Source organism: Psychrobium sp. nBUS_13 (assembly GCF_051201665.1).
Classification (GTDB): Bacteria; Pseudomonadota; Gammaproteobacteria; order Enterobacterales; family Psychrobiaceae; genus Psychrobium.
The window spans coordinates 372,350-395,649 of record NZ_CP179210.1 but is presented as its reverse complement, the minus strand read 5'-3'; the positions used below and the strand labels follow the sequence as shown (position 1 = coordinate 395,649).

21 protein-coding genes and 2 rRNA genes are annotated in these 23,300 nt (G+C 40.9%); 3 read left to right on the top strand and 20 right to left on the bottom strand.

The window, feature by feature from the left end:
- Positions 1-121: 121 nt before the first annotated feature.
- The gene (locus tag ACMAZF_RS01855; protein WP_435275800.1) at positions 122-2,140 is read left to right on the top strand and encodes a methyl-accepting chemotaxis protein; all 2,019 of its coding nucleotides are present in this window, start codon (positions 122-124) and stop codon (positions 2,138-2,140) included.
- Between the two features lie 71 nt (positions 2,141-2,211).
- Here the strand turns inward: ACMAZF_RS01855 and ACMAZF_RS01850 are convergent, their stop codons facing one another.
- The 5 genes from ACMAZF_RS01850 to rplU form a co-directional block, all read right to left on the bottom strand.
- Positions 2,212-2,598, bottom strand: a complete 387-nt coding sequence (locus ACMAZF_RS01850) for a DUF3718 domain-containing protein (RefSeq protein WP_435275799.1) — start codon at positions 2,596-2,598, stop codon at positions 2,212-2,214.
- Between the two features lie 209 nt (positions 2,599-2,807).
- Entirely contained in the window at positions 2,808-3,287 is a 480-nt protein-coding gene (folA, locus tag ACMAZF_RS01845; protein WP_435275798.1) for a type 3 dihydrofolate reductase, read from the bottom strand.
- 62 nt (positions 3,288-3,349) lie between these two features.
- Positions 3,350-4,522 carry an Obg family GTPase CgtA gene (gene cgtA, locus ACMAZF_RS01840; RefSeq protein ID WP_435275797.1) on the bottom strand — a complete coding sequence of 391 codons (1,173 nt, stop codon included), beginning with the start codon at positions 4,520-4,522 and terminating at the stop codon, positions 3,350-3,352.
- Between the two features lie 163 nt (positions 4,523-4,685).
- Positions 4,686-4,943 (bottom strand): 50S ribosomal protein L27, encoded by a 258-nt coding sequence (gene rpmA / locus ACMAZF_RS01835; RefSeq protein ID WP_101214429.1) that lies wholly within the window; start codon positions 4,941-4,943, stop codon positions 4,686-4,688.
- A gap of 15 nt (positions 4,944-4,958) precedes the next feature.
- A complete protein-coding gene (gene rplU, locus ACMAZF_RS01830) occupies positions 4,959-5,270 on the bottom strand; it encodes a 50S ribosomal protein L21 (protein ID WP_435275796.1) in 312 nt (103 codons plus the stop codon).
- A gap of 304 nt (positions 5,271-5,574) precedes the next feature.
- Between rplU and ispB the strand changes: the two genes are divergently transcribed.
- Positions 5,575-6,546 (top strand): octaprenyl diphosphate synthase, encoded by a 972-nt coding sequence (gene ispB / locus ACMAZF_RS01825; RefSeq protein WP_435275795.1) that lies wholly within the window; start codon positions 5,575-5,577, stop codon positions 6,544-6,546.
- 31 nt (positions 6,547-6,577) lie between these two features.
- On the opposite strand, the gene ACMAZF_RS01820 is transcribed toward ispB, so the two are convergent.
- The 13 genes from ACMAZF_RS01820 to ACMAZF_RS01760 form a co-directional block, all read right to left on the bottom strand.
- On the bottom strand, positions 6,578-7,114 hold the full coding sequence (locus ACMAZF_RS01820; protein WP_435275794.1) for a type II secretion system protein: 537 nt from the start codon (positions 7,112-7,114) through the stop codon (positions 6,578-6,580).
- Positions 7,115-7,125: 11 nt separating this feature from the next.
- The gene (locus ACMAZF_RS01815) at positions 7,126-7,569 is read right to left on the bottom strand and encodes a prepilin-type N-terminal cleavage/methylation domain-containing protein (protein WP_435275793.1); all 444 of its coding nucleotides are present in this window, start codon (positions 7,567-7,569) and stop codon (positions 7,126-7,128) included.
- A gap of 137 nt (positions 7,570-7,706) precedes the next feature.
- The gene (locus ACMAZF_RS01810; protein WP_435275792.1) at positions 7,707-8,315 is read right to left on the bottom strand and encodes a type II secretion system protein; all 609 of its coding nucleotides are present in this window, start codon (positions 8,313-8,315) and stop codon (positions 7,707-7,709) included.
- 29 nt (positions 8,316-8,344) lie between these two features.
- Entirely contained in the window at positions 8,345-8,839 is a 495-nt protein-coding gene (locus tag ACMAZF_RS01805) for a hypothetical protein (RefSeq protein ID WP_435275791.1), read from the bottom strand.
- A 4-nt stretch (positions 8,840-8,843) separates the two neighbouring features.
- Complete coding sequence (locus ACMAZF_RS01800; protein ID WP_435275790.1) at positions 8,844-10,061, bottom strand: type II secretion system F family protein; 1,218 nt, start codon at positions 10,059-10,061, stop codon at positions 8,844-8,846.
- Between the two features lie 6 nt (positions 10,062-10,067).
- Complete coding sequence (locus ACMAZF_RS01795; protein ID WP_435275789.1) at positions 10,068-11,801, bottom strand: GspE/PulE family protein; 1,734 nt, start codon at positions 11,799-11,801, stop codon at positions 10,068-10,070.
- Positions 11,802-11,808: 7 nt separating this feature from the next.
- A complete protein-coding gene (locus ACMAZF_RS01790) occupies positions 11,809-12,927 on the bottom strand; it encodes a tetratricopeptide repeat protein (protein WP_435275788.1) in 1,119 nt (372 codons plus the stop codon).
- Positions 12,924-13,826: an ExeA family protein gene (locus tag ACMAZF_RS01785; protein ID WP_435275787.1), complete on the bottom strand. Its 903-nt coding sequence runs from the start codon at positions 13,824-13,826 to the stop codon at positions 12,924-12,926. The genes ACMAZF_RS01790 and ACMAZF_RS01785 overlap by 4 nt, the downstream gene beginning before the upstream one ends.
- A 9-nt stretch (positions 13,827-13,835) precedes the next feature.
- A complete protein-coding gene (gene mshL, locus ACMAZF_RS01780; RefSeq protein WP_435275786.1) occupies positions 13,836-15,488 on the bottom strand; it encodes a pilus (MSHA type) biogenesis protein MshL in 1,653 nt (550 codons plus the stop codon).
- Between the two features lie 3 nt (positions 15,489-15,491).
- Positions 15,492-15,839, bottom strand: coding sequence for an MSHA biogenesis protein MshK (locus ACMAZF_RS01775; protein ID WP_435275785.1), 348 nt, complete (start codon positions 15,837-15,839; stop codon positions 15,492-15,494).
- A complete protein-coding gene (locus ACMAZF_RS01770) occupies positions 15,826-16,479 on the bottom strand; it encodes a hypothetical protein (protein ID WP_435275784.1) in 654 nt (217 codons plus the stop codon). Before ACMAZF_RS01770 ends, ACMAZF_RS01775 begins: the two co-directional genes overlap by 14 nt.
- The gene (locus ACMAZF_RS01765; protein ID WP_435275783.1) at positions 16,479-17,078 is read right to left on the bottom strand and encodes a PilN domain-containing protein; all 600 of its coding nucleotides are present in this window, start codon (positions 17,076-17,078) and stop codon (positions 16,479-16,481) included. The genes ACMAZF_RS01770 and ACMAZF_RS01765 overlap by 1 nt, the downstream gene beginning before the upstream one ends.
- Position 17,079: 1 nt before the next feature.
- Positions 17,080-17,967 (bottom strand): hypothetical protein, encoded by an 888-nt coding sequence (locus ACMAZF_RS01760; RefSeq protein ID WP_435275782.1) that lies wholly within the window; start codon positions 17,965-17,967, stop codon positions 17,080-17,082.
- 75 nt (positions 17,968-18,042) lie between these two features.
- On the opposite strand from ACMAZF_RS01760, the gene ACMAZF_RS01755 reads away from it, so the two are divergent.
- Positions 18,043-18,999 carry a 1-aminocyclopropane-1-carboxylate deaminase/D-cysteine desulfhydrase gene (locus ACMAZF_RS01755; protein ID WP_435275781.1) on the top strand — a complete coding sequence of 319 codons (957 nt, stop codon included), beginning with the start codon at positions 18,043-18,045 and terminating at the stop codon, positions 18,997-18,999.
- A gap of 567 nt (positions 19,000-19,566) precedes the next feature.
- Here the strand turns inward: ACMAZF_RS01755 and rrf are convergent.
- Positions 19,567-19,682 (bottom strand): 5S ribosomal RNA (gene rrf, locus ACMAZF_RS01750).
- 219 nt (positions 19,683-19,901) lie between these two features.
- A 23S ribosomal RNA gene (locus ACMAZF_RS01745) occupies positions 19,902-22,795 on the bottom strand.
- Positions 22,796-23,300 lie beyond the last annotated feature (505 nt).

Here is a 23,300-nt window from a genome sequence, read left to right as displayed (position 1 = left end):
ATTTTAGTTAATTTTAACAAGTACAAGTGGGCAAATATTTAATGCAATTGGTATCATACGCTCTGATAGGGAAATTGAAGTAGGCCGCATCCACGCGTCATATTTTACTGGGGATTTATTAATGACATTAACTGTTGCTAACCGTATTAGGTTAGGGTTTGCCAGCATATTACTTATGCTATTCATTATTGGCGGCAACTCTTTTTATAGCTTTTCTAACGTAGAGAAAGAAACCCTTCACTCCAAAGAAGTCTCCTTCCCAACCTTAGAAATAAGTACAGCGCTTGAAGCTAAACTGATGAATATGCAGCGTTTGGCGATTCACGAGTATTATGCAGATACTGTAAGTGGCATTGAAAAAGATCATAATGAAATCGTCACAAACCATAAGACGGTGAGTATCTTATTGGCAGAATTAAAAGAACTTTCAGCGGAGGATGACAACTTATCAAGTAAAATTCCTGCATTAATGTTGACGGTAACCGAGATAGAGCAAACAACAAAGTCACTTTATCAAAGTAAAAAGTCTGTTTTATCTTACCGATCTCAATTAGGAAGTTCGTTGGAAGCGCTTAGCGAAATAGGTGACAACCTATCGAGTACGCTACTTGACATTACCGATACAGAAAGTGAATCAGACCAACTCGATACTATCGTTGGTCTTGCCAATGATCTCGACAATCTTATTTTAACGCTGATCAAAACAAGTGAAGATGTTTCTAACCAAAGTAATGCTGCCAAAACAAGTGCCATTGGCAAAGAACTTTCTTTTATAAGCGCAGATATAGATTCGAAACTGCAGTTTCTAGTATCACGTTCACAAGGTATTGTTGATGTTGAGTTATTAGAAGCACTTGGTAATGACTATCAGCGATTAAAACCGCTACTTAGCGGTTCACAATCGATAGAATCGATTCGGCTAAGTTTGTTAGAAAGTAAGGTTCAATCATTTTCACTACACCAAACTACCAACAAACAAACAGAAATTGGTGTTAAGCAAGTTAAGTTAGTTCTCAAAGCTGCTTCTGATAGCGCTGAAGCATCGGAAGAATTGATCCTTGAAAGCGTTAGTGCTGGTAAAATGCAAGTCGCTATTGTTGTTATCATTGCAGTACTTATTTCAATTTTAGTGTCTTACCGAACGGTTAGCAGTATTTCTCAGCCTTTGAATCGTATCAACAAAGCGTTGCGCTCCTTAGCCAATGGCGACCTAACACAAACTGTTAACCATGATGCGAAAGATGAATTTGGCGAATTAACAGAAAATATTAATCACCTATCTGTTTCACTCAAAGATGTGATTACCAGCATTGCTAATGGTTCTCGTCAACTCGCAACCGCATCAGAACAAACATCGTCAATAACGCAAGAAACGACTCAAGCAATCGGTGAACAACAAGTTCAGGTAGACCAAGCAGCTGCAGCCATCAATGAAATGAGCCTAAGCGCAAGCCAGGTATCAGATCACGCAGATTCAACGCTTGATGAAGTTCAACAAACCAATCGAAAAGCAATTGAGATAGCGAAAATCTCGGAAGGTAATAAAACGACGATTACCTCATTATCAAGTGACATTAGTAATGCAGCTGATGTCATTAACAAGCTCCATGATGATAGTACCGATATTGGGTCTATTATCGACGTTATACGCGGTATAGCGGAGCAAACTAACCTGTTAGCCTTGAATGCTGCAATTGAAGCTGCACGAGCAGGAGAACAAGGCAGAGGATTTGCCGTTGTTGCTGATGAAGTAAGAAATCTTGCCAATAGAACTCAACAATCAACAACTCAAATTAATGACATGGTAGAGCTTATCCAAACCGGAGCGCAAGATGCTGTTAAAGTGATGGAAGTGAGTCAGGAGCATGCACAAGCCTGTGTGTCTGATTCAGAGAAGACATCCAATGCATTACATGAAATGAGTGATGCACTAGTGCGCGTTGAAGAGAAAAGTGGACAAATTTCACTGGCGGCACAAGAACAAAATGTGGTGTCCAATGAAATATCTCAACTATTAGAAAGCATTGTTGAAATTGCCAACGGCACTTCGCAAGGTGCCTCACAAACAGAACAAGCTACTACAGAAGTTGCAAACCTAGCGGTAGAACTTCAAACCGCCGCTGGAAACTTTAAAGTTTAATAGAAACCCTAAGAAAACAAAAAAGGCCGATAATTAATTATCGGCCTTTTTCTATTCAACAATTGCTAAACTTATAATTTAGCTCTCTTCTTAACTGCTTGAGCAATAGTTGATACTTCTTTACCATTGGCTTTCGCCCAATCAAAAACAGTAACACCATCAGCTTCAGGCTTTTGAAGCAAAGATGCTGGTAAACGCTTAACAATAAACTTACCAACACTGTCTGCATCTTTAGTCATGGCGAAACGCAATAAGCTATGGCCATTACAGCTAATTTGCTTATAGACTTTTTTCAGCTTAATCTTGTTAGAGCGCAATTGATCACGAAAACGCGATTTATGGTCCGCCACAATGTAGTTACACATTGCTTCTGCAACATTATCATAAGAATAAGCGGGTGCCGTATAAAGACCAGTTGAAAGGATTGCAGCCACTGCTACGGTAGATATTTTTTTCATACAATTTTCCTGACTTTCTCGCTACATAGGCGACTCACTAAACCACTGAGTCGATCTAAATTTTTGTCAATTTTCGAATTGGGATAACCAAGAACATTCCCTATTCTTTGGAACTAAAGTCGAATATAAATTATCAAGTCAATTTGATAATTATCGATAATGAGTATGATGCAAAATTGTTCATAGTTAAGTCAACCTTTTTATTAACTTTAAGCCTTAACCAATAAAAACGTATTAAATAATAATCCTGACTTACTGTGATGTACTTCAACGTCACTTTTCAGCCATTGATGTTGATTATAATCAGGAAAATAAGCATCTCCATCGACGTCTAACTCAATTTCAGTCAAATATAATACGTCTGCTTTGGGCAACATATGCTCATATAACATAGCGCCACCAATGATCATTAACTCTTCGCAGTTATCTGCGGCTGAAATAGCCTCATCAATGCTATTTACGACAGTGACACCTTCGATAGATAATTCTGAGTTGCGACTTACTACGATATTTTGACGACCTGGTAGCGGACGCCCTATTGATTCAAAAGTGTTGCGCCCCATAACAATGGGTTTACCCATGGTGATTTTTTTAAAATACGCTAGCTCTTCAGGTAAATGCCATGGCATTTTATTATCTTTGCCAATGACTCTGTTTTTAGCCATTGCAGCAATCATTGCTATCTTCACACTAATTCCTAATTTCAATAGATATAAAAACGGCCGCTAAAAGCGGCCGAATATAATGGTGTTTATGGGCGATATTCAACTTCTACGTCGTAATCATCTTCATCCCAATCGTCCCAGTCATCATCGTCTTCTTCGGTAATCACAGCGGCACCTTTGATCTGCTCACTATGATAATCATCCCATTTAAAGTCAACTTCTTCACTAGCGTCGAATTCAACTTCTTTAATTGGATTTTGCTCAATGTATTCCATGAGCTTGTAAGAGATTTCTTTAGTACCGGTTTTATTGATTGCTTCAATTGTGAAGTATTCATCATCCCAACATAAGGCATCTAATACATCATCGATACGCTCTTGACGCTCATCTTCAGGAACTAAATCTAACTTGTTAAAAACCAACCAACGCGGTTTAGCTGCTAGCTCAGGTTTGTGCTGCTCAAGCTCAGAAACGATCTGGGCGGCGCCAGAAGCAACATCAGAGCCATCAACAGGCATCAAGTCGATCAAATGGATCAACACACGACAGCGTTCTAGGTGCTTAAGAAAACGTGTTCCTAAGCCAGCTCCGTCAGCTGCGCCCTCAATAATTCCAGGAATATCCGCGATAACGAAACTACGATCGGAATCGACACTTACAACACCTAAATTAGGTACTAAGGTGGTAAATGGATAATCAGCTACCTTAGGTTTAGCCGCTGAAACACTGCGAATAAAAGTAGATTTACCGGCATTTGGAAGTCCTAATAGGCCAACATCAGCAAGCAGCATAAGCTCTAATCTAAGCTCTCGCACTTCACCGGGGGTACCTAGCGTCTTTTGGCGTGGAGCGCGGTTAGTACTCGTTTTAAAACGCGCATTACCCAAGCCATGATAACCGCCTTTAGCGACCATGATTTTTTGCCCTGGCTTGGTCAAATCACCGACTGCTTCACCAGTTTCTTTATCTGTCACTCGCGTACCAACTGGAACACGAATCGTCAGATCAGAACCACGTTTACCGGTACAATCCTTGCCTTGTCCATTCGTACCACGTTCAGCATTGTAAAAGCGCTGATAACGAAAATCGATTAACGTATTTAGACTTTCGCTTGCGATCATATAGATATCGCCGCCGTCGCCACCATCACCGCCGTCAGGTCCACCATCAGGCATAAACTTTTCACGCCTAAAACTGACGGTACCAGAACCACCATCACCAGCATCAACTTTTATGTTTGCTTCATCAACAAATTTCATTGTTTCGCTCCACCATTCTCACCAAGGCTAAGTATACGCCGTATTATCATCAGATAACATGCGAGCCATCTCATATGAGAGAATCGATATTAAAATTAGGTTAAAAATATACCTAAAAAAAAACCCCGCATAAGCGGGGTTTTCGAATACTTTCTTAAATCGATTACTCAGCAACAATGCTAATGTATTTACGATTTAAAGAACCCTTTTGCTCAAATTGAACTTTACCTTCAACTTTTGCAAAAAGAGTGTGGTCTTTACCCATGCCTACGTTAGTTCCAGCGTGGAATTTAGTACCACGTTGACGAACTAGGATGTTACCAGCAAGAACTGACTCGCCACCAAAACGTTTAACGCCAAGGCGTTTACTTTCTGAATCGCGACCGTTACGGGTACTACCAGCAGCTTTTTTATGTGCCATTTCAGTCTACCTTTATTAAGCGTTAATTGCAGTGATCTTCACTTCAGTGAACCACTGACGATGACCTTGTGATTTACGAGAGTGCTTACGACGACGGAACTTAACGATTTTAATTTTATCGCCACGACCGTGTGTAATTACTTCTGCAGTTACTTTGCCGCCTGCAACATAAGGTGCACCGACATTAATATTTTCGCCATCGGCGATCATTAGAACTTTATCAAAGTCAGCGCTAGCGCCAGCTTCTAAGTCCAGTTTTTCCAGGCGCAACGTTTGGCCTACAGCCACACGGTGTTGTTTACCGCCACTTTGGAAAACAGCGTACATGTTTATCTCCGCTATGACATAAGCTGCGTAATTTTGGTTGCAGGTTATGCCTCAATCTAGTTTCTCAATAGGGCGCAGATTCTACGCAACTGATAGTTTTTAAGCAAGCCTTAATTGAAAAAAATACTAAAAAAAATACAATTACCATAAAGAGAGGAGAATCAAGGCTGGTATGGTCAAAACAACCAAGCATTATAATGTTAAAGCACATTTTTTATTGTACAATTCGTGCCATTAATAATGACATTCACAATCCAACCAAACCAATGCTCAGACATTGCACGGTTATGTTATAGAGAGAACTATGGATTTTAAAGCAATTAGCCAGTTATCACACACCGATATGGACGCGGTAAATACGCTAATTACTGAGCAGCTAACCTCTGATGTTGCCTTAATTAATCAACTCGGATTTTATATTATCAATAGTGGTGGCAAACGAATGCGCCCACTTTTAACAGTATTAGCAGCTCGCGCACTGGGTTATCAAGGCAAGGATCATGTGACGATCGCCGCGATCATCGAGTTTATCCATACCTCTACATTGTTACACGATGATGTTGTTGACGAATCCACCATGCGCCGTGGTAAAGAAACTGCCAACGCGTTGTTTGGCAACCAAGCTAGTGTGTTAGTGGGCGATTTTTTATATTCGCGTTCATTTCAAATGATGACAGAATTAAAAAGCCTACAAATCATGGAAGTACTCGCAGATGCCACGAATATCATCGCTGAAGGTGAAGTTTTACAGCTGATTAATGTCAACGATCCTGACACGACAGAAGAAAGCTACCTACGCGTTATTTACTGCAAGACAGCAAAACTTTTTGAAGCTGCCACCCACTTAGCCGCTGTTATTAATGATAACGATCAAGCAACAATTGATGCCATGAAAGCCTACGGTACCCATTTAGGTACAGCTTTTCAATTAGTAGATGATCATCTCGATTACACGGCAGACAGCGAAAAATTAGGTAAGAATATTGGTGATGATTTAGCAGAAGGCAAACCAACACTGCCGCTTATCTATGCCATGGAGAAAGGCACTCAGCAGCAAGCAGCTCTAATAAGAGAAGCGATTGTAGAGGGCAATGGCATGGATAATTTAACAGAAATCTTGGCTATTCTTGATGATACAGGCTCACTTGACTACACGTTAGCGCAAGCACAAGCTGAATCTGAAAAAGCGATTAGCGCTTTATCAGAAATCGCTGAAAGTAGCTACAAGCAAGCGCTTATATCTCTGGCCCATTTAGCAGCTAATCGCTCAACGTAAATATAGGCTTAGCAACCGGTTGTATCCGTATCTATGATAGGTGGGTCCCCCAATTTCCCCAGTTTATATCTTGCTTGGCACAATGCGGGATTGGGTGCACCTTTATGCCAGATTGTATATGTACTACTGATAATAACAATTCCAAGCGTCGATTAATATCCAACACCTGGTTAATCGTCCCAGGGCTTACATAGCCATAAAATAGTCGAACCTGCCGACCATTAATATAAAAATTAGTCATATTAGGACTAGTCTCCCCTGCAATTAACGCTCGATAATGTACCAAGTCAGAAGTGCTCTTCAGTGTCCCTGCAATATAATTGATCACAGCAGCTCGGGCTTCCCCTTGCACGTCAATCAATTTAGGGGCGGCGGTAGCTAACACTCCTAAGAGCATAATCACCAGAATCAATTCAATGAGTGTAAATCCTTTTGTAAGACTACGATCAGTTGTTTTCAAATCCAAAACCTGAAGCAGAAGTAAGTCTCTATAGAATAGACCAGTATTTACTTTTCTTAATAAAATACAGACATAAAAAAAGCACCCGAAGGTGCTTTTAAATTTCACACATTTAGAAACTAGCAACCAGTAACTTTTAAAGTTGCTTGTGGAGCATCGGTTGCAGTAGCATCGATAACCGCAACTGAGCAGTCCGCTGCAGTAGGCGCCTTAGTGTGCTTAAATGTACCACTCGATTCACTTATACTCGCGTCGATATCTATAACATTCTTCACTGTTGCCGCTGATGGGTAACTGTTAACCAACGTCACTGTAGTTCCTGCAACGCTTAAAGAACCACTAGTTTGTCCGGCAATCAATGCCTTGGCATGTACCATCGTATTTGCGGCATCAATACTTCCTTTAACACTTTTCATTACTGACTCACGTGCTTCTTTTTGTACATCAATAAACTTAGGCGCTGCGGTTACCGCTAAAATACCAAGAATGATGATTACAATAATCAATTCAATTAAGGTAAAGCCCTTTGCTTGTTTAAAATTACTGCGTAGTTGTTGTTTCATATTTCAAATCGCCTTATGTTGATGATTATTGGTCATAGTCAAAAAACTGACTAATTAGTAGTAGTTTATTCGAATCGTTACTGCTTTAGCAAGCCTAATTTGATCAAATATTAATGGTTAATAAAATAAATTTTCCGTTAAAAATTATTACTATAAACCTGAACCTGTCCTGTTGCCGAGTTATAAGTAAAGCTATTGCCCGAGCTTAAATCTACAGCACCTTGTGGTATTCCGGTATTAGCGTCTAGTTTAAGCGTAGCGACTAAATGATAAACACATAAATCGTATGTCACGTTATTATCGGTTTGGCCTGCGCCACTGCGTACACTGATGTAATAGCGAACATTGCTTGCGCTATTACCAGATGTCACACTACGTACTGGACTTTGCATAATGCCGTCAAAGATCGATTTACATGCACTCGCCGTCATCTGTGATGGTGTTAGGTTTGTACCTGAGTTAGCACCACCAGTGCCTGCGGTTGGAAAACCAAATTCATTAACGCGAATTTGTGTTAAATCCATAGTAATCAAGGCTTGATTTCCCAAAGGACGACCTTCAATTTCCCACTGCGCGCGCACCAGTCCAACTGCTGCGGCATAACCACCAGCAACTCCTTCAACCGAAGCGTCTTCAGCTTGTTCGCTGATATTGACAAATCGCGGTAGTGCGGTAACTGCTAACAAACTTAAAATGACTACGACTATAATCAATTCTATTAAAGAAAATCCACGTTGCTTATTCATTTGTACCTCAAACTAAAAATCAATTCTTGCTAGATGTTATCGCGCTTTACACCATAACGACCAGAATATTCGATGCATGAATTATTATCACCAGCATCACAAAATTGGCACCTGTTGTCATTATTTTTCGTCACTTTTTTTATCGACACATAACGACTAACATTTTCATTCTTATCTAAATTATTAATATCAAACCACAATGTATGGCACATGTTTTCATTGTTAGGATCAACAATTGGCCATCCTAAATTCGACAACTTAAATAATCGCGTATTACTAATTGTATATCTATCGACAAAAAAATTAAATGCCAATTCTTTGGGGCGGTTCTTTATTAACCATTGCGCCCTTATTAAGGCAGCATTTTGGTTAAAGTTCTGACTTGCCATTGCGAAGTTAACTTCATCGATAACGCCTTTTTGAGATAGATTCATCCTCGTAATAAAGAGAATTAACAGTAAAACGACAACGATTGCTATTAAAAACTCAAATAGACGAATATCTTGCACCTTTACTGATTTCATATCACTATTTCTTCATCGCCGACATCATATCCCACATTGGGGTAAAGATACCTAACGCCAAAATTAGCACCATCCCCGCAACAATAGATATCAGTATAGGTTCAATCTTAGCGGTCAGGCTCTTTAAATCAAAGTCGACTTCTCGCTCATAATATTCTGCCATGCTAGTAAGTAGTTGTTCGAGACGACCGGTTTCTTCACCAACCGCGATCATTTGTAATACCAGAGGGTTAAATAACCCTGAATTAGTCGATACGCGCAATAAGCTCTCACCGCTGCGAATACCCACACTCATTGTGATAACCTTGCTTCCCATATAAGCATTATCGACGGCATCAGCCACCAGCTTTAACCCTTGTAATAAAGGTACACCAGCGGCAATCATCATTGAAAAGCTACGACCAAATCGTGCCAATAAGGCCCGTTCAATGACACTGCCAACTACAGGCATTCCTAGTTTCTTCTTATCCCAAATCAATCGACCTGATTCGCTTGCCATCCAGTGTTTGACCCAGAACACCAGTCCAATAGAAACGACTAGCATTATTGGCCAGTAATTGACAAAGAATGATGAAGTGGCCAATAACGTTTTTGTTGTCCAAGGTAATTCCACCCCAAACTTAGTAAACATATCAGCAAATACAGGGATTACCCAAATATTTAAAATAACCATCGCACCTATCAAGGCCATGATAACAAACATAGGATAGCGCATGGCCGCTTTGATTTGTTTACGCGTTTCTTGCTCTCTTTCTAGATACGTAGCAAGTTGCAAAAATGCTTCATCAAGTTGACCCGTATTCTCACCAACGTGAACTAGGCTGATAACAATTTGGGAAAAGACTCGTGGCTGTTTAGCAAGTGATGTAGATAGCGTACGGCCAGACTCTAAATCGCTAAGCACCTTTGCTAGAGCTTTCTTCATCACTGGATTATTAGCACTATCGCGCAACCCTGCCATAGCCCGCATTACTGGAATACCCGCTTGCATTAAGCTAAACATTTGACGAGAGAATATCACTAACTCGTCAAGGGTTACTGGTTTTTCAAACAGCTGAGCAAAAGTAAACCCATCACCAGTATCCTTTACTTCGCTAATATCAACGGGGATCAATCCACGGCTCATCAAAATATCGGCGACATGGTTAGGTTGGTTCCCTTCCATCTTACCTTCGACAAGCTTGCCTTGGTGGTCACGTGACTTATAACGAAACATTGGCATGATAATCTATGCTCCGGCAGCTTGTTGGCTATATTGTTGATTTGACTGTTCAGCTAGACGCAAAACCTCACTGACAGGTATCACACCATCAAGTGCAAACTGCAAGGCTGCTTTTGCTAATGGCTCAAAACCATCACTATTTTTTGCCGCTTGAATAAAGTCATCAGGGGCATCTTTACGCATTGCCTGAGCCATATCATCATCAATTTCGAGTAATTCAAATACACCGACTCGCCCAGTCATTCCCGTTTGCTGACAGTGCTGGCAGCCAATTCCTTTGTAAAAAGTATGGCTGGTAAGATCTTTACCGGCAATATGAGTCAACCAGCTTAGTTCACTCTGATCTACAATATGTTCTGACTTACAGTGTTCACAATTTTTGCGCACTAAACGCTGTGCGATTACGGCTCTTAGTGAACTTGCTACTAAATAACCGGGAGCGCCCATATCAGTTAATCGTAATGCGCTAGAAATCGCATCATTAGTATGGAGTGTAGATAACACAAGGTGACCCGTTAACGCGCCTCGCAAACCTATTTCTACAGTTTCATGATCACGCATCTCACCAATCATCATAATATCTGGATCTTGACGAAGTGTAGTACGTAACACATTAGAAAAGCTTAAACCAATCTTCGAACTAACTTGAACCTGATTAATTCGAGGTAAACGATATTCTACCGGATCTTCAACGGTAATAATCTTTTTACCTGGTTCATTTAGCTCATTTAGCACACCGTAAAGTGTTGTCGTTTTACCACTACCGGTAGGCCCTGTGACTAAGATCATACCGTGTGGCCGACTAATCTGGTATCGCAAACGGTCTTGTATATCTGCTGGCATACCAGTTTGAGCAATAGACAAAACACCAGAAGATTGATCAAGAAGACGCATAACGACAGATTCGCCATACTGAACTGGCATCGTCGATAAACGCACATCAATACTATGACCCTTGATCTTGATGTTAAATCGACCATCTTGGGGTAAACGTTTTTCCGAAATGTCTAAACTTGCCATTAATTTTAAACGCAGCACCAACGCTGACGCGATATTAACTTCGTTGATGATATTCTCTTGTAATACGCCATCCACACGTTGACGAATTCGTACTAAACGCTCTTCAGGTTCAATATGAATATCAGACGCTTTAATTTGTACCGCATCCTCAAATATAGATTGCAGCAACTTAACAACAGTGGCGTCTTCATCAGTGTCAGCAAGGCCGACCAATTCAAATTCTTGTTCATCGCCGTGCTCTTCACTTAACTGTTCTGCAAATGCTGCAATATCTTGAGTACGACGATAAAGTTGATCAAATGCTTCAATCAACTGCGTTTGTGTAATGGCCGCTAAACGAATTTGTTTTGGAGAAAGGAGTAACTTAATCGCATCAACAGCGCGAAGATCCGCAGGATCATTCATCGCTAATGTCACTACCATTCCATCATCGTCAATAACTAGCGCACGATGACGACGAGCATGTGCTTCTGGTAACTGCTGGGCAACTTGAGGATCAAGTTTACGTTGTCCTGTATCAATAAATTCAACATTTAGCTGTTGTGCCAAAAACGTTAATAATTGCACTTCACTCAAATAACCAAGGTCAATTAATGCTGCACCCAGCTTCTTGCCTGTCGTCTTTTGCGATTTTAGAGCGCCCATCAGCTGTTCTTCAGCAATGATATTCTCATGTACCAAAAGATCGCCCAGTCGCATGCGTAATTTTGCTTTAGCCATTATGTCCTCATTGCTCTAATTCGCTTTGCAACGCACTAATGCGCTGCTGGGCATAGTTATAGATGCCCTGATCTCGTGTAAATAACAGCAATTGCTGATAATTTTGTAATGCCTTTGGCGTCAATTGTTGTGCATCTTGCGCAATAGCAAGTCCAAGCAGCCATTGCGGATTGTTTTGCTGGCGATTAACCAGTTGTTGATAGTTCGCCATTGCCACAGGCCAGCGTTTAAGTTGCTGAGCTATAGACGCTGCTAAGGTTAAATTCTCAGTACTTGCATCACTATCTAAATATGGACTGCTTAACGTTAATAACGCTTTGTCTAATTCATTAGATTGGTAATAAATTTGCGCGGCTAACAAACGATAGCCATCAAATGTTTCATACTTTTTATTGCCATAGCTCAGTAGTGCAATCGCTTTTTGTACGTTATTTTCGCCGAAATAACTCGCAGCTAATTGCACTCTAGCGTCATGCAAACTAGGCACTAAGGTTAGCGCTTCTTGCCAGTGTTCCTGTGCTTTGGCGATTTCACCAACTTTTTGAGCTTTAAGACCCTGTGTTAGTTTTAATTGAGCTAACTCAGTAGTAGACATCTTTACGGGTGTAATACTTAATTTCTGCTGCTTAACTGGTTCTTTATTCGTGCGAGCCTTAATATCATTTGATTTCTCTTCAAGAATTATTGGTAAATCTGCAACGACTTCCTTTGGTTTTTTTTCGTGAATTTGTACTACTGCACTCACTACTTCTTTAGCTTCTGCCCCTAAAACTTTAGGGGTTCGAATATCTTCTGCTTCGCTAGGTTTCTCGTTTTTAACAAGTTCTTCCGCTATGGCCTTAGTTTCTTGTGTAACAACAGGCTTATCACTATTTGGTATATTGTCCTGTGGTACTTTTTTCTGTTTTACTACCACTTCAGCAACAGACGCTTGTTCTTCGTTTTCCGATTGCTGCATAAGCCAATAACTAACCCCGCTAAAACAGATGACAAGAACAATTAAAACAACTAGCCATTGACCAATCGAGCTAGGTTCTTTTATTTGAACAGGCTCATATCCTTGAGCAGATTTCTCTTGCTCATTACGTTGCTCAATATCGTTTAATACGCGATTAATTACGCTCATAATCGCCATCCAAAACTAAAAAATACACCAGTGGTAATTACAGCAGCAAGCGCAACACCAGCAATAAGTAACGTTGGATTTATACGATTAGTGGCATCTACAGTATCTTCAATTGCCAACTTTATATGCTGTTTTGTAACTAGTTTCTCTTTATTACCGAAACATAAAAGTAAAGATTTATGGCATAAAATATTGACGAGTCGTGGTATGCCACGACTGGCCTTGGCGATCTTCTTAGCACAATTAAAGCTAAATAAATCATTACCTTGGTAGCCAGCAACTTGTGTGCGGTGCGTAATATAATGAGCGACTTCTGCTGGCGTCATGCTGCGTAATTGATACGAAAAAGAAATACGCTGTCTTAACTGTCGAAACTGTTTAGTAGCAAGACGCTCATCTAATTCTGGTTGGGCAAACAAAATGACTTGTAGTAATTTACGGCGCTCTGTTTCCAGGTTAGTAAATAGGCGAAGCGCCTCTAAGCTTTCATCAGGTAACGCTTGCGCTTCATCTAGAATAACAACTACGCCTTTCCCCTGAGCAGATAACGCTAGTAAGTGTTGCTGCAATCGCTGAGTAAGCGTTTGCTGGTCCATTTTACTATCAAGGTTTAACCCCAATTCACTTGCTACTGCCCAGCGTAATTCACTGGGTGTCAAATACGGATTAGGTATATAGGCAACGGCAAACCCTTTGGGAATTTCATTAAGCAATTTACGACAAATGAGCGTTTTACCGGTTCCAACTTCTCCAGTAACTTTTATAAAGCCTTCGCCTTGTTTCAGCGCATTAAGCAGCACTTGCATTGCCTCGATATGCGGCTTGAGGTTTAAAAAAAAGTCGGTGTTGGGTGTTAGCGTAAAAGGTAACTCGCGCATCCCAAAGTGATACAAATACATCGCCTCGCCCTATTCTTGATACCACTTATCGAGCAAGGATTTAGACTTTTTCAATTGGTTTTGCCACGTTCCTTTGCCGACAACCACTGGCTTAATTAAAATGATGAGTTCTGTTTTCTTCACTTCTTCTTTACGGTTTGTAAATAACTCTCCTAGAAAAGGAATAGAGCCAAGCAGCGGAACTTTTGAGGTATTATCAGTAGTACGTGAACTCATTAAACCACCAATCACCACAACATCACCACTGGCTGATCGAATCATGGTGTCTGACTCACGAATCGAGCTATTTGCTAACGGTAGTTGAAATGTTCCATCTTGAAGTTCAATCGTTTTTTGTTGTTCTACTACTTCAATAACCGATGGATGAACGTGTAATAACACATTTTGCTCATCATCAATTTGCGGTGTTACGTCCAATGCAATACCAGAGAAAAATGGCGTTAACTCGACTTCAGGATTAGAAACTACATTACTACCAACGCTATTGGTGGCAGAAGAAACGTCGGTGACGAAGTATTCGTCGTTACCCACTTTAATGACCGCTTTTTGATTATTGATTGCGGTAATACGTGGACTAGACAACACATTAACATCGCCCTGTGTACTCAATAAATTAACGACGCCAGCAAAGTCAGCGTTTTTAAAGCTAATAGAAGCAACACCACCAAGAGCAGAACTTACCACATCTGAAATATTCGCCGCACTTGTTTTAAAGTTAAAATCAGTAACGTTGTTATTGCCTACATTAGACAGTAGGTTTTGCCATTCAATTCCTTGCTGGTAACCATCATGCAAAGTCACTTCGATTATACGTGCCTCAAGAATAACCTGACGCTGTAAATTTTCTTCAGAACGTTTTAGAAACTCTTTAACCGTACTAATATCTTTAGGAAAGCCTTTTACAGTCACAAGACCTGCTTGTGGACTTAAGATCACCTGACGACCTTCACCACGAATCAAATTTGATAAAGTAGTTTCTAACTCTGCCCAGTAATCGGTTTCTGTTTGAGATTCAATGTAGGTACCGTTAACGCTATTGCCATTTTGACTATTACTACTTGAGTTGCTGAAGTTGTTTCCGTTACTGCTGTTTCCATTGTTATTATTGCTGTTACTACCATTTTGATTTTGCGTAATACCACCCGATGAAATACTCGTTTGCGAGGTGCCATTTCTCTTAATCATTAGGTAATTAAAGCTAAATGTTTCTGTGGTTAAACTGGCCGGAAAAATTTGCAGAATATTGCCATCTCTCTCTACACGGTAATCATATAATGCAGTGACAGCATCAATCGCTTCAGTTAGCGTAACCTGCTTTAAATCTAACGATAACGTACCAGTTAAATCATTATGAAAAACAACACTGTATGGAGTTTGCTCAACTAAGCTGGAGAAAAAACTCTTCACATCTATACCGTTAGCAGCAATATCAAAGCGCTTCTCTAATATTACAGCGGTTTTACTCATTGCAGCTGGCATCATTTTTTGTTGAATATTTGCAGGTACAACAAAATCAGAAGACGTTTTTTTCGCGGGTTCTTCAGGTGAGTTAATAGCACTCTGTATATGTGCTCTTTCTTCTTTTACGGGAGTCATCTGACAGCCAGTAACAGAAAAAACCGCACACGCAATAGCTATTTTACTTAGGCTAATTCGAGACATCAGTTATAAACCCTTTTTCGCAACAGTGATTTGTGAGGTATCAAATAAATTTAATTCTTTACCCGATGCTAGCATCACTTTATTTTTTGAAATTGATGTAATGACTTGTCCTGCAATCGATTGTCCGACCCGCAGCGACTGGCCATTGATAATGGCAGTCTTACTTTTTGTTTTAATTTGAATTGCATTTAAATTCAAAGTGACTTGTCCAGACTCTACTTTTTCACCAACAGCTCGTTGCTGCTTCTGCACCAAAACAGGAGGTTTAGTAGGATCATTGGCAGCATTTACCAGCCAGACACTCCCTAAAAATAACAGCGCTAATAAAATACGGTAACTATGCTTTAACACCGATAAACTCCTCGTCGGTACTGATCGTAAAGATCTCAAATGAAATAATCGCCTCTGGATAATCCTCAACACGATAATTGATGTCACTCCATAGCACCGACTTATTCTTCGCTTCAATATTCTTCATAAAATCTAGTAGCGCAAAATAGCGGCCTTGAAGTTTAATTGACATCGAGTGTCGATATAACAACGGCTGCTTAGTGCTGTCATTATCCTTGAATAAAATAGCCTCTGGCGGCATAGACTTTAATGATAAAACAGACAAATGCTTATTTTCGTTCACTAACGCCTTTACTAAACTCGACATCTCATCACTTGCAACCAATGACAATTGAAATTTATCCAATCGCTTTACTTGCTCGTCATGAGCCACATTTAATAAACGTAATTCATCCTGCAGTTTTTCCAAAGGGTCTGCATTGAGCTTCGTTTCAATATTAGTTACTTGAAGCTCTATTGCGTTGATTGATTGTTTCGTGGTTTCTTGTTGCTTCTTTAGGCTGGTGTACTCTTTATAAAGAGGTTCTACAACAAAGTTTACCCCTATAAAAAACACCAAAAAAACGACCGTAATAAGTACTAATAATTTTTCACGAAGTGACAAAGCCGAATGCTTTTCTTGCAATAAATCCCAATTCATTATTGTGATGCCTCCGCTATTTCACTGCCGCTGTTCTGCAACGTGAAATGAACTAAATTATCTTCACGTTGTATCTCTAAACCAGAAAAACTATGGCCACTAAATGCAGAAGATTGCTCCATCGCCTCAACCCAACGAGGCACAGCCTGTGATTTTAAAGCACTGCCAGCAAAACTTAATTTTCCGTTTCTGCTTTCAATAACAGTCAACCAAACATCATTAACCTTTATAGTTGTTAACCCTTCAAATAAACCAGAAAAGCCAATATTCTCTTTAAATACTCTATTCAATGACGATAAAACGACTTTTTTCTGAGCCGTCTTTGCCTTGGCCTGCTTAATATCATTTAACAATGGCGAATTAGTGGTAACCGCGGCAAGCTCGTTTGCCTTCTCGGCCAAGATAGTCTCTTGCAAAGTCAATTCATTCTGAAACCGAATATTTTCAGCCTTAAGCTGCTGATTCAGATACGTAGTACCGGCAATTACCAACACCAGAATAAACACGCTAAGTACCATATAAGAAATACTGTGCTTGAGTGACAAAGTCTCTTTTACAGGTCTTAATTCTGGTAAATATAAATTGATCCGTGACTTCATATTAAGTTGCTTCCATCACTAATTCTTCTAGTGCAGCATAGTTCATCGGAAAACGTTCGTACTCCGAAACGTCGAACGGTGTCAAAATCGACACCTTAATATCAAATAACTCTTGTAAGCTACTCACAATATATTGAGAATCAAAATTTTGAACACAAACATAAATATTATTAACTGATTCTAACTTCAACTGACCAACGGCATAGTCAATCGAACGTTGCACTTCAAGCCCCAAGTTACTCAAAATACCCGCTTCGAAATCAATTTCACTCAGTTGGTGTAAATTATCATAACCATGAATATGACGGCTAAAACATAGTTCACCACCTTTAACAATGCCAAGTAATAACTGGGAACCAGGATTATGGAAAATAATCAAATTCGCATTTTCATCTTTGACGAAATTCGTGAGCACTATATCCTCAATCGATATTCCGATTAAGGTCAGTTCGAGATCTTTAAGTACCTCTAAAATTGGAGTAACAACGCTTCTATCACAGGCAACAACATTAAGTTTATTATTGTTGGGCACATTACTAACGTTTTGGTAATAATCTAATAATTGATTTTCAGGTGAGATAGTAAAGAAGTCTTTAGCACTAAAACTTAATGCAGTACTATACTCCGCTTCAGGAACATTAGGTTTATCAATCTGAGTCATTTGGTACATACCGTGGGAAAGTACGACGTAACAGTTTGCACCATCGACGGATTGTTCAAGTAATAGCTCAGAAATCGTTTTCGCGTAATTTTGGTCAGGGCACGCTAATTGCTGAACAAATGGATCTTTTTCAGACAGTACAGATACTGTTACGCTTGCCGGCTGGGTAACAATACTGACTTTACAGTTTGAAACCGATTGTTTTTTACGAAACAGCTTAGCTAACACTTAGACATTTCCTTGACGTGTCAAATATTTGATATATATGATTATCCCTAATTAAATCACACATGCAAGTAAATAGTGACTAAAATCACTCAAGGCGACAAAATTTTGTTACATTCTAACTACAATTCACCATTACAATCGATTAATGACAGTTTATTTACAAAACATCAGCTTACTGTTCATATAAAAAGAGATGACTTAATTCACTCTCAAATTTCTGGTAATAAATGGCGAAAACTCAAATATAATTTAGAGTTTGCAAAGTTACAGGGATATCAAGAAATACTCTCTTTTGGAGGTGCATACTCTAATCACATTCACGCACTCGCGTACGCCGGTCGACATTACGGACTAAAGACAATTGGTATCATCCGAGGTGAATACCATGCTGATAACCCAACAATTGAACAAGTAAAATCAGCAGGTATGAACGTCGATTTCATTTCCAGAAAAGACTATAAACACCGCTTTGATGATGATTTCCTAGATAATCTTAAACAACTACACCCAAAAGCATTAATCATCCCAGAAGGCGGTAGCAATGAACTGGCCTTAAGAGGATTAAGCGAAATGGTGAAAGAAATTCCTACACGAAATGCAGACTATATCGTTTGCCCCTGTGGTAGTGGAGGAACAAGTGCTGGGATTTTAAAAGCGTTGTCACCAAATCAACGCTTGTTAAGCATCGCAGTACTAAAAAATGCACACTACTTAAAAGAAGAAATCTGCCAGTTAGCAGGAAATAATTCTCAACAATTAGAATTTAGAACAGAGTTTCACCAGGGCGGCTATGGAAAGGTAACGTCTGAGCTCATCAGCTTTATAGATAACTTTTACGATGAACACAATATTCAACTAGAACCAATTTATAGCGGTAAAATGATGATGGGATTTTACGAACTCGTTGAACAAGGCTTTTTCGAACCCAATACCCATATTACACTCATTCATACAGGCGGCTTACAAGGAATTAATGGCATGGTGCAGAGGAGATTGGTACCAAAAGAATGGATAAAAAATACAGAAAAATAACTGCTTTTTTGACAGTATCATCACGCTAAATCACTAAACGTCAAAAAGCAAAAAAGCCCTGACATTGCTGTCAGGGCTTTCTCTAAATAGGTGTTTGGCAATGTCCTACTCTCTTGAGCCGCAGTCCGTCGAACAGCGTTCGACGCAACAAGGCGAAAGCAAGTTGGGGACAAAATGGCAGGAAAGCCATTTTGCACAGCGTAAGCTGCCCGAAGGGTGAGCTACATGGATGTAGCGAATGAATCCCTGCGAAGCAGCGGGTGAGCGTCGGGAGCAGGACTGCGCGGTAGCGCTTTAGGCGTGAGGCCCCGTCATTACGATGAAGCCACAGTAATACCAATTGCATTAAATATTTGCCCACTTGTACTTGTTAAAATTAACTAAAATGGCGTTGCTCTCAATCCTAATAGCCAGCTATTAGTCAATCGAGCGCCTTGTTTTAGCTGATTTTCTCTACGCACAACAAGATCACTTACTTAATGCAATTGGTATAATAGGTAAAATTCAAAGTCGTAAAATGCAAAAGGCCCCGTGTATTTCTACACGGGGCATCTCGACTAAATAGGTGTTTGGCAATGTCCTACTCTCACATGGGGAAGCCCCACACTACCATCGGCGCTAAATCGTTTCACTACTGAGTTCGGAATGGGATCAGGTGGGACCAATTTGCTATGGTTACCAAACTAATTTAACGTGAATGAATTCACTAACATCGCGGTGCCATGGATGGCAAAGAGCGATGTGTTACAGCGAACACAACCACTAAATTTGGAAAGCTTTCAAAAATCTTCTTAAACACAACAAGCGTTCTTTGTTGGATATTTCTGAGACTAGAACATCTCTTGAAAAATAGATTTAGTATCTATTTTTAAGATGTTCATGTAAAACACATTAGGTGTTGTATGATTAAGCCTCACGGGTCATTAGTACAAGTTAGCTCAACGCCTCACAACGCTTACACACCTTGCCTATCAACGTAGTAGTCTCCTACGGCCCTTTAGGGAGATTAAATCTCCAGTGAGAACTCATCTCGAGGCTCGCTTCCCGCTTAGATGCTTTCAGCGGTTATCGATTCCGAACGTAGCTACCGGGCAATGCCATTGGCATGACAACCCGAACACCAGCGGTTCGTCCACTCCGGTCCTCTCGTACTAGGAGCAGCTCCTCTCAATTCTCAAACGCCCACGGCAGATAGGGACCGAACTGTCTCACGACGTTCTAAACCCAGCTCGCGTACCACTTTAAATGGCGAACAGCCATACCCTTGGGACCGACTTCAGCCCCAGGATGTGATGAGCCGACATCGAGGTGCCAAACACCGCCGTCGATATGAACTCTTGGGCGGTATCAGCCTGTTATCCCCGGAGTACCTTTTATCCGTTGAGCGATGGCCCTTCCATACAGAACCACCGGATCACTATGACCTACTTTCGTACCTGCTCGACGTGTCTGTCTCGCAGTCAAGCTAGCTTATACCATTATACTAACCGCATGATGTCCGACCATGCTTAGCTAACCTTCGTACTCCTCCGTTACTCTTTGGGAGGAGACCGCCCCAGTCAAACTACCCACCAGACACTGTCCTCAATCCCGATAAGGGACCTAAGTTAGAACATCAAACGTACAAGGGTGGTATTTCAAGATTGCCTCCACCAAAACTAGCGTTCTGGTTTCAAAGGCTCCCACCTATCCTACACATGTAGGTTCAATGTTCAGTGCCAAGCTGTAGTAAAGGTTCACGGGGTCTTTCCGTCTAGCCGCGGGTACACTGCATCTTCACAGCGATTTCAATTTCACTGAGTCTCGGGTGGAGACAGCGTGGCCATCATTACACCATTCGTGCAGGTCGGAACTTACCCGACAAGGAATTTCGCTACCTTAGGACCGTTATAGTTACGGCCGCCGTTTACCGGGGCTTCGATCATGAGCTTCGAACCGAAGTTCTAACCCAATCAATTAACCTTCCGGCACCGGGCAGGTGTCACACCGTATACGTCATCTTACGATTTTGCACAGTGCTGTGTTTTTAATAAACAGTTGCAGCCACCTGGTCACTGCGACTGACCGTAGCTTAGAGAGCAAGTCTCATCACCACAGCCAGCGTACCTTCTCCCGAAGTTACGGTACTATTTTGCCTAGTTCCTTCACCCGAGTTCTCTCAAGCGCCTTGGTATTCTCTACCCGACCACCTGTGTCGGTTTGGAGTACGATTCCTTATAATCTGAAGCTTAGAGGCTTTTCCTGGAAGTATGGCATCATCTACTTCACTACCGTAGTAGCTCGTCATCGACTCTCAGCCAAAGTTGTTCCGGATTTACCTAAAACAACGGCCTACTGCCTTAAACATGGACAACCAACGCCATGCTAGATTAGCCTTCTCCGTCCCCCCATCGCAATTATAAGAAGTACTGGAATATTAACCAGTTTCCCATCGACTACGCATTTCTGCCTCGCCTTAGGGGTCGACTTACCCTGCCCCGATTAACGTTGGACAGGAACCCTTGGTCTTTCGGCGAGGAGGTTTTTCACCCCCTTTATCGTTACTCATGTCAGCATTCGCACTTCTGATACCTCCAGCATGCCTGACAGCACACCTTCAACGGCTTACAGAACGCTCCCCTACCACTCATACAAAGTATGAATCCGCAGCTTCGGTGACTAGTTTAGCCCCGTTAAATCTTCCGCGCAGGCCGACTCGACTAGTGAGCTATTACGCTTTCTTTAAAAGATGGCTGCTTCTAAGCCAACCTCCTAGCTGTCTAAGCCTTCCCACATCGTTTCCCACTTAACTAGTACTTTGGGACCTTAGCTGGCGGTCTGGGTTGTTTCCCTCTTCACTACGGACGTTAGCACCCGCAGTGTGTCTGCCATGATTGCACTCATTGGTATTCGGAGTTTGCAAAGGGTTGGTAAGTCGGGATGACCCCCTAGCCTTAACAGTGCTCTACCCCCAATGGTGATACATGACGCTCTACCTAAATAGATTTCGGGGAGAACCAGCTATCTCCGGGTTTGATTGGCCTTTCACCCCTAGCCACAGGTCATCACCGCATTTTTCAACATACGTGTGTTCGGTCCTCCAGTTGATGTTACTCAACCTTCAACCTGCCCATGGCTAGATCACCCGGTTTCGGGTCTACACCTTGCAACTATCGCCCAGTTAAGACTCGGTTTCCCTACGGCTCCCCTATACGGTTAACCTTGCTACAAAATGTAAGTCGCTGACCCATTATACAAAAGGTACGCAGTCACACAGCAAATCTGTGCTCCCACTGCTTGTACGTATACGGTTTCAGGTTCTATTTCACTCCCCTCACAGGGGTTCTTTTCGCCTTTCCCTCACGGTACTGGTTCACTATCGGTCAATTAGTAGTATTTAGCCTTGGAGGATGGTCCCCCCATCTTCAAACAGGATATCACGTGTCCCGTCCTACTCGTTTTCATAAAAAATTCGTCTTCGTCTACAGGACTATCACCTTCTATCGTCGCACTTTCCAGAGCATTCGACTGACTTATTAATTACTTAAGGGCTGGTCCCCGTTCGCTCGCCGCTACTAAGGGAATCTCGGTTGATTTCTTTTCCTCCGGGTACTTAGATGTTTCAGTTCCCCGGGTTCGCCTCACAACGCTATGTATTCACGTTGAGATAACTGCCTTATGGCAGCTGGGTTTCCCCATTCGGAAATCGTTGGCTATTGCGGTTTTTATCACCTTGCCAACGCTTATCGCAGATTAACACGTCCTTCATCGCCTCTAATTGCCTAGGCATCCACCGTATACGCTTAGTCACTTAATCATACAACACCTAATGTGTCTTGCTTGATTCTTTTTTCTACTGCGCCGTTGGACTTCGTCATTCGGTCAGTTATGTAACACGTTACACGCCTTCCCTCACTCCTCGTCCGCCTTGCATTAGAAAAAATTATCTGCGCAATACGTTAGATGTGTTAATTAAAACAACTAATGTTTTCGATTTCACAGACCAATGTCTGCTATGTCTAGTTTTATCATTATTCTTCTAATTATCCTGAAAAATAAATTAAGTATTTATTTTTAGATTATTAGCTTCGTAAATCATTTTCGCCTCAAAAATATCCAAGAACACTTGTTGTGTTCGTAATTAGCATTCACTAATTACTTAAGAACTTCGAATAAAAATTATTGTTTACACAATAATCTAAATTCTATTTTTGAATTTATCAGCTTTCCAAATTGTTAAAGAGCAGTCTTTATTAAAAAGACAAAGGTAAGCAATGTTGCTTAACTTTGTCGTTTCAGACAATGTTGATTAGATAAAAGAG

Coding starts and splice junctions, on each gene's coding strand:
- ACMAZF_RS01855 (WP_435275800.1), top strand. CDS start 122: ATGACATTAACTGTTGCTAACCGTATTAGGTTAGGGTTTGCCAGCATA.
- ACMAZF_RS01850 (WP_435275799.1), bottom strand. CDS start 2,598: ATGAAAAAAATATCTACCGTAGCAGTGGCTGCAATCCTTTCAACTGGT.
- cgtA (WP_435275797.1), bottom strand. CDS start 4,522: ATGAAATTTGTTGATGAAGCAAACATAAAAGTTGATGCTGGTGATGGT.
- rpmA (WP_101214429.1), bottom strand. CDS start 4,943: ATGGCACATAAAAAAGCTGCTGGTAGTACCCGTAACGGTCGCGATTCA.
- rplU (WP_435275796.1), bottom strand. CDS start 5,270: ATGTACGCTGTTTTCCAAAGTGGCGGTAAACAACACCGTGTGGCTGTA.
- ispB (WP_435275795.1), top strand. CDS start 5,575: ATGGATTTTAAAGCAATTAGCCAGTTATCACACACCGATATGGACGCG.
- ACMAZF_RS01815 (WP_435275793.1), bottom strand. CDS start 7,569: ATGAAACAACAACTACGCAGTAATTTTAAACAAGCAAAGGGCTTTACC.
- ACMAZF_RS01810 (WP_435275792.1), bottom strand. CDS start 8,315: ATGAATAAGCAACGTGGATTTTCTTTAATAGAATTGATTATAGTCGTA.
- ACMAZF_RS01805 (WP_435275791.1), bottom strand. CDS start 8,839: ATGAAATCAGTAAAGGTGCAAGATATTCGTCTATTTGAGTTTTTAATA.
- ACMAZF_RS01800 (WP_435275790.1), bottom strand. CDS start 10,061: ATGCCAATGTTTCGTTATAAGTCACGTGACCACCAAGGCAAGCTTGTC.
- ACMAZF_RS01795 (WP_435275789.1), bottom strand. CDS start 11,801: ATGGCTAAAGCAAAATTACGCATGCGACTGGGCGATCTTTTGGTACAT.
- ACMAZF_RS01790 (WP_435275788.1), bottom strand. CDS start 12,927: ATGAGCGTAATTAATCGCGTATTAAACGATATTGAGCAACGTAATGAG.
- ACMAZF_RS01785 (WP_435275787.1), bottom strand. CDS start 13,826: ATGTATTTGTATCACTTTGGGATGCGCGAGTTACCTTTTACGCTAACA.
- mshL (WP_435275786.1), bottom strand. CDS start 15,488: ATGTCTCGAATTAGCCTAAGTAAAATAGCTATTGCGTGTGCGGTTTTT.
- ACMAZF_RS01770 (WP_435275784.1), bottom strand. CDS start 16,479: ATGAATTGGGATTTATTGCAAGAAAAGCATTCGGCTTTGTCACTTCGT.
- ACMAZF_RS01765 (WP_435275783.1), bottom strand. CDS start 17,078: ATGAAGTCACGGATCAATTTATATTTACCAGAATTAAGACCTGTAAAA.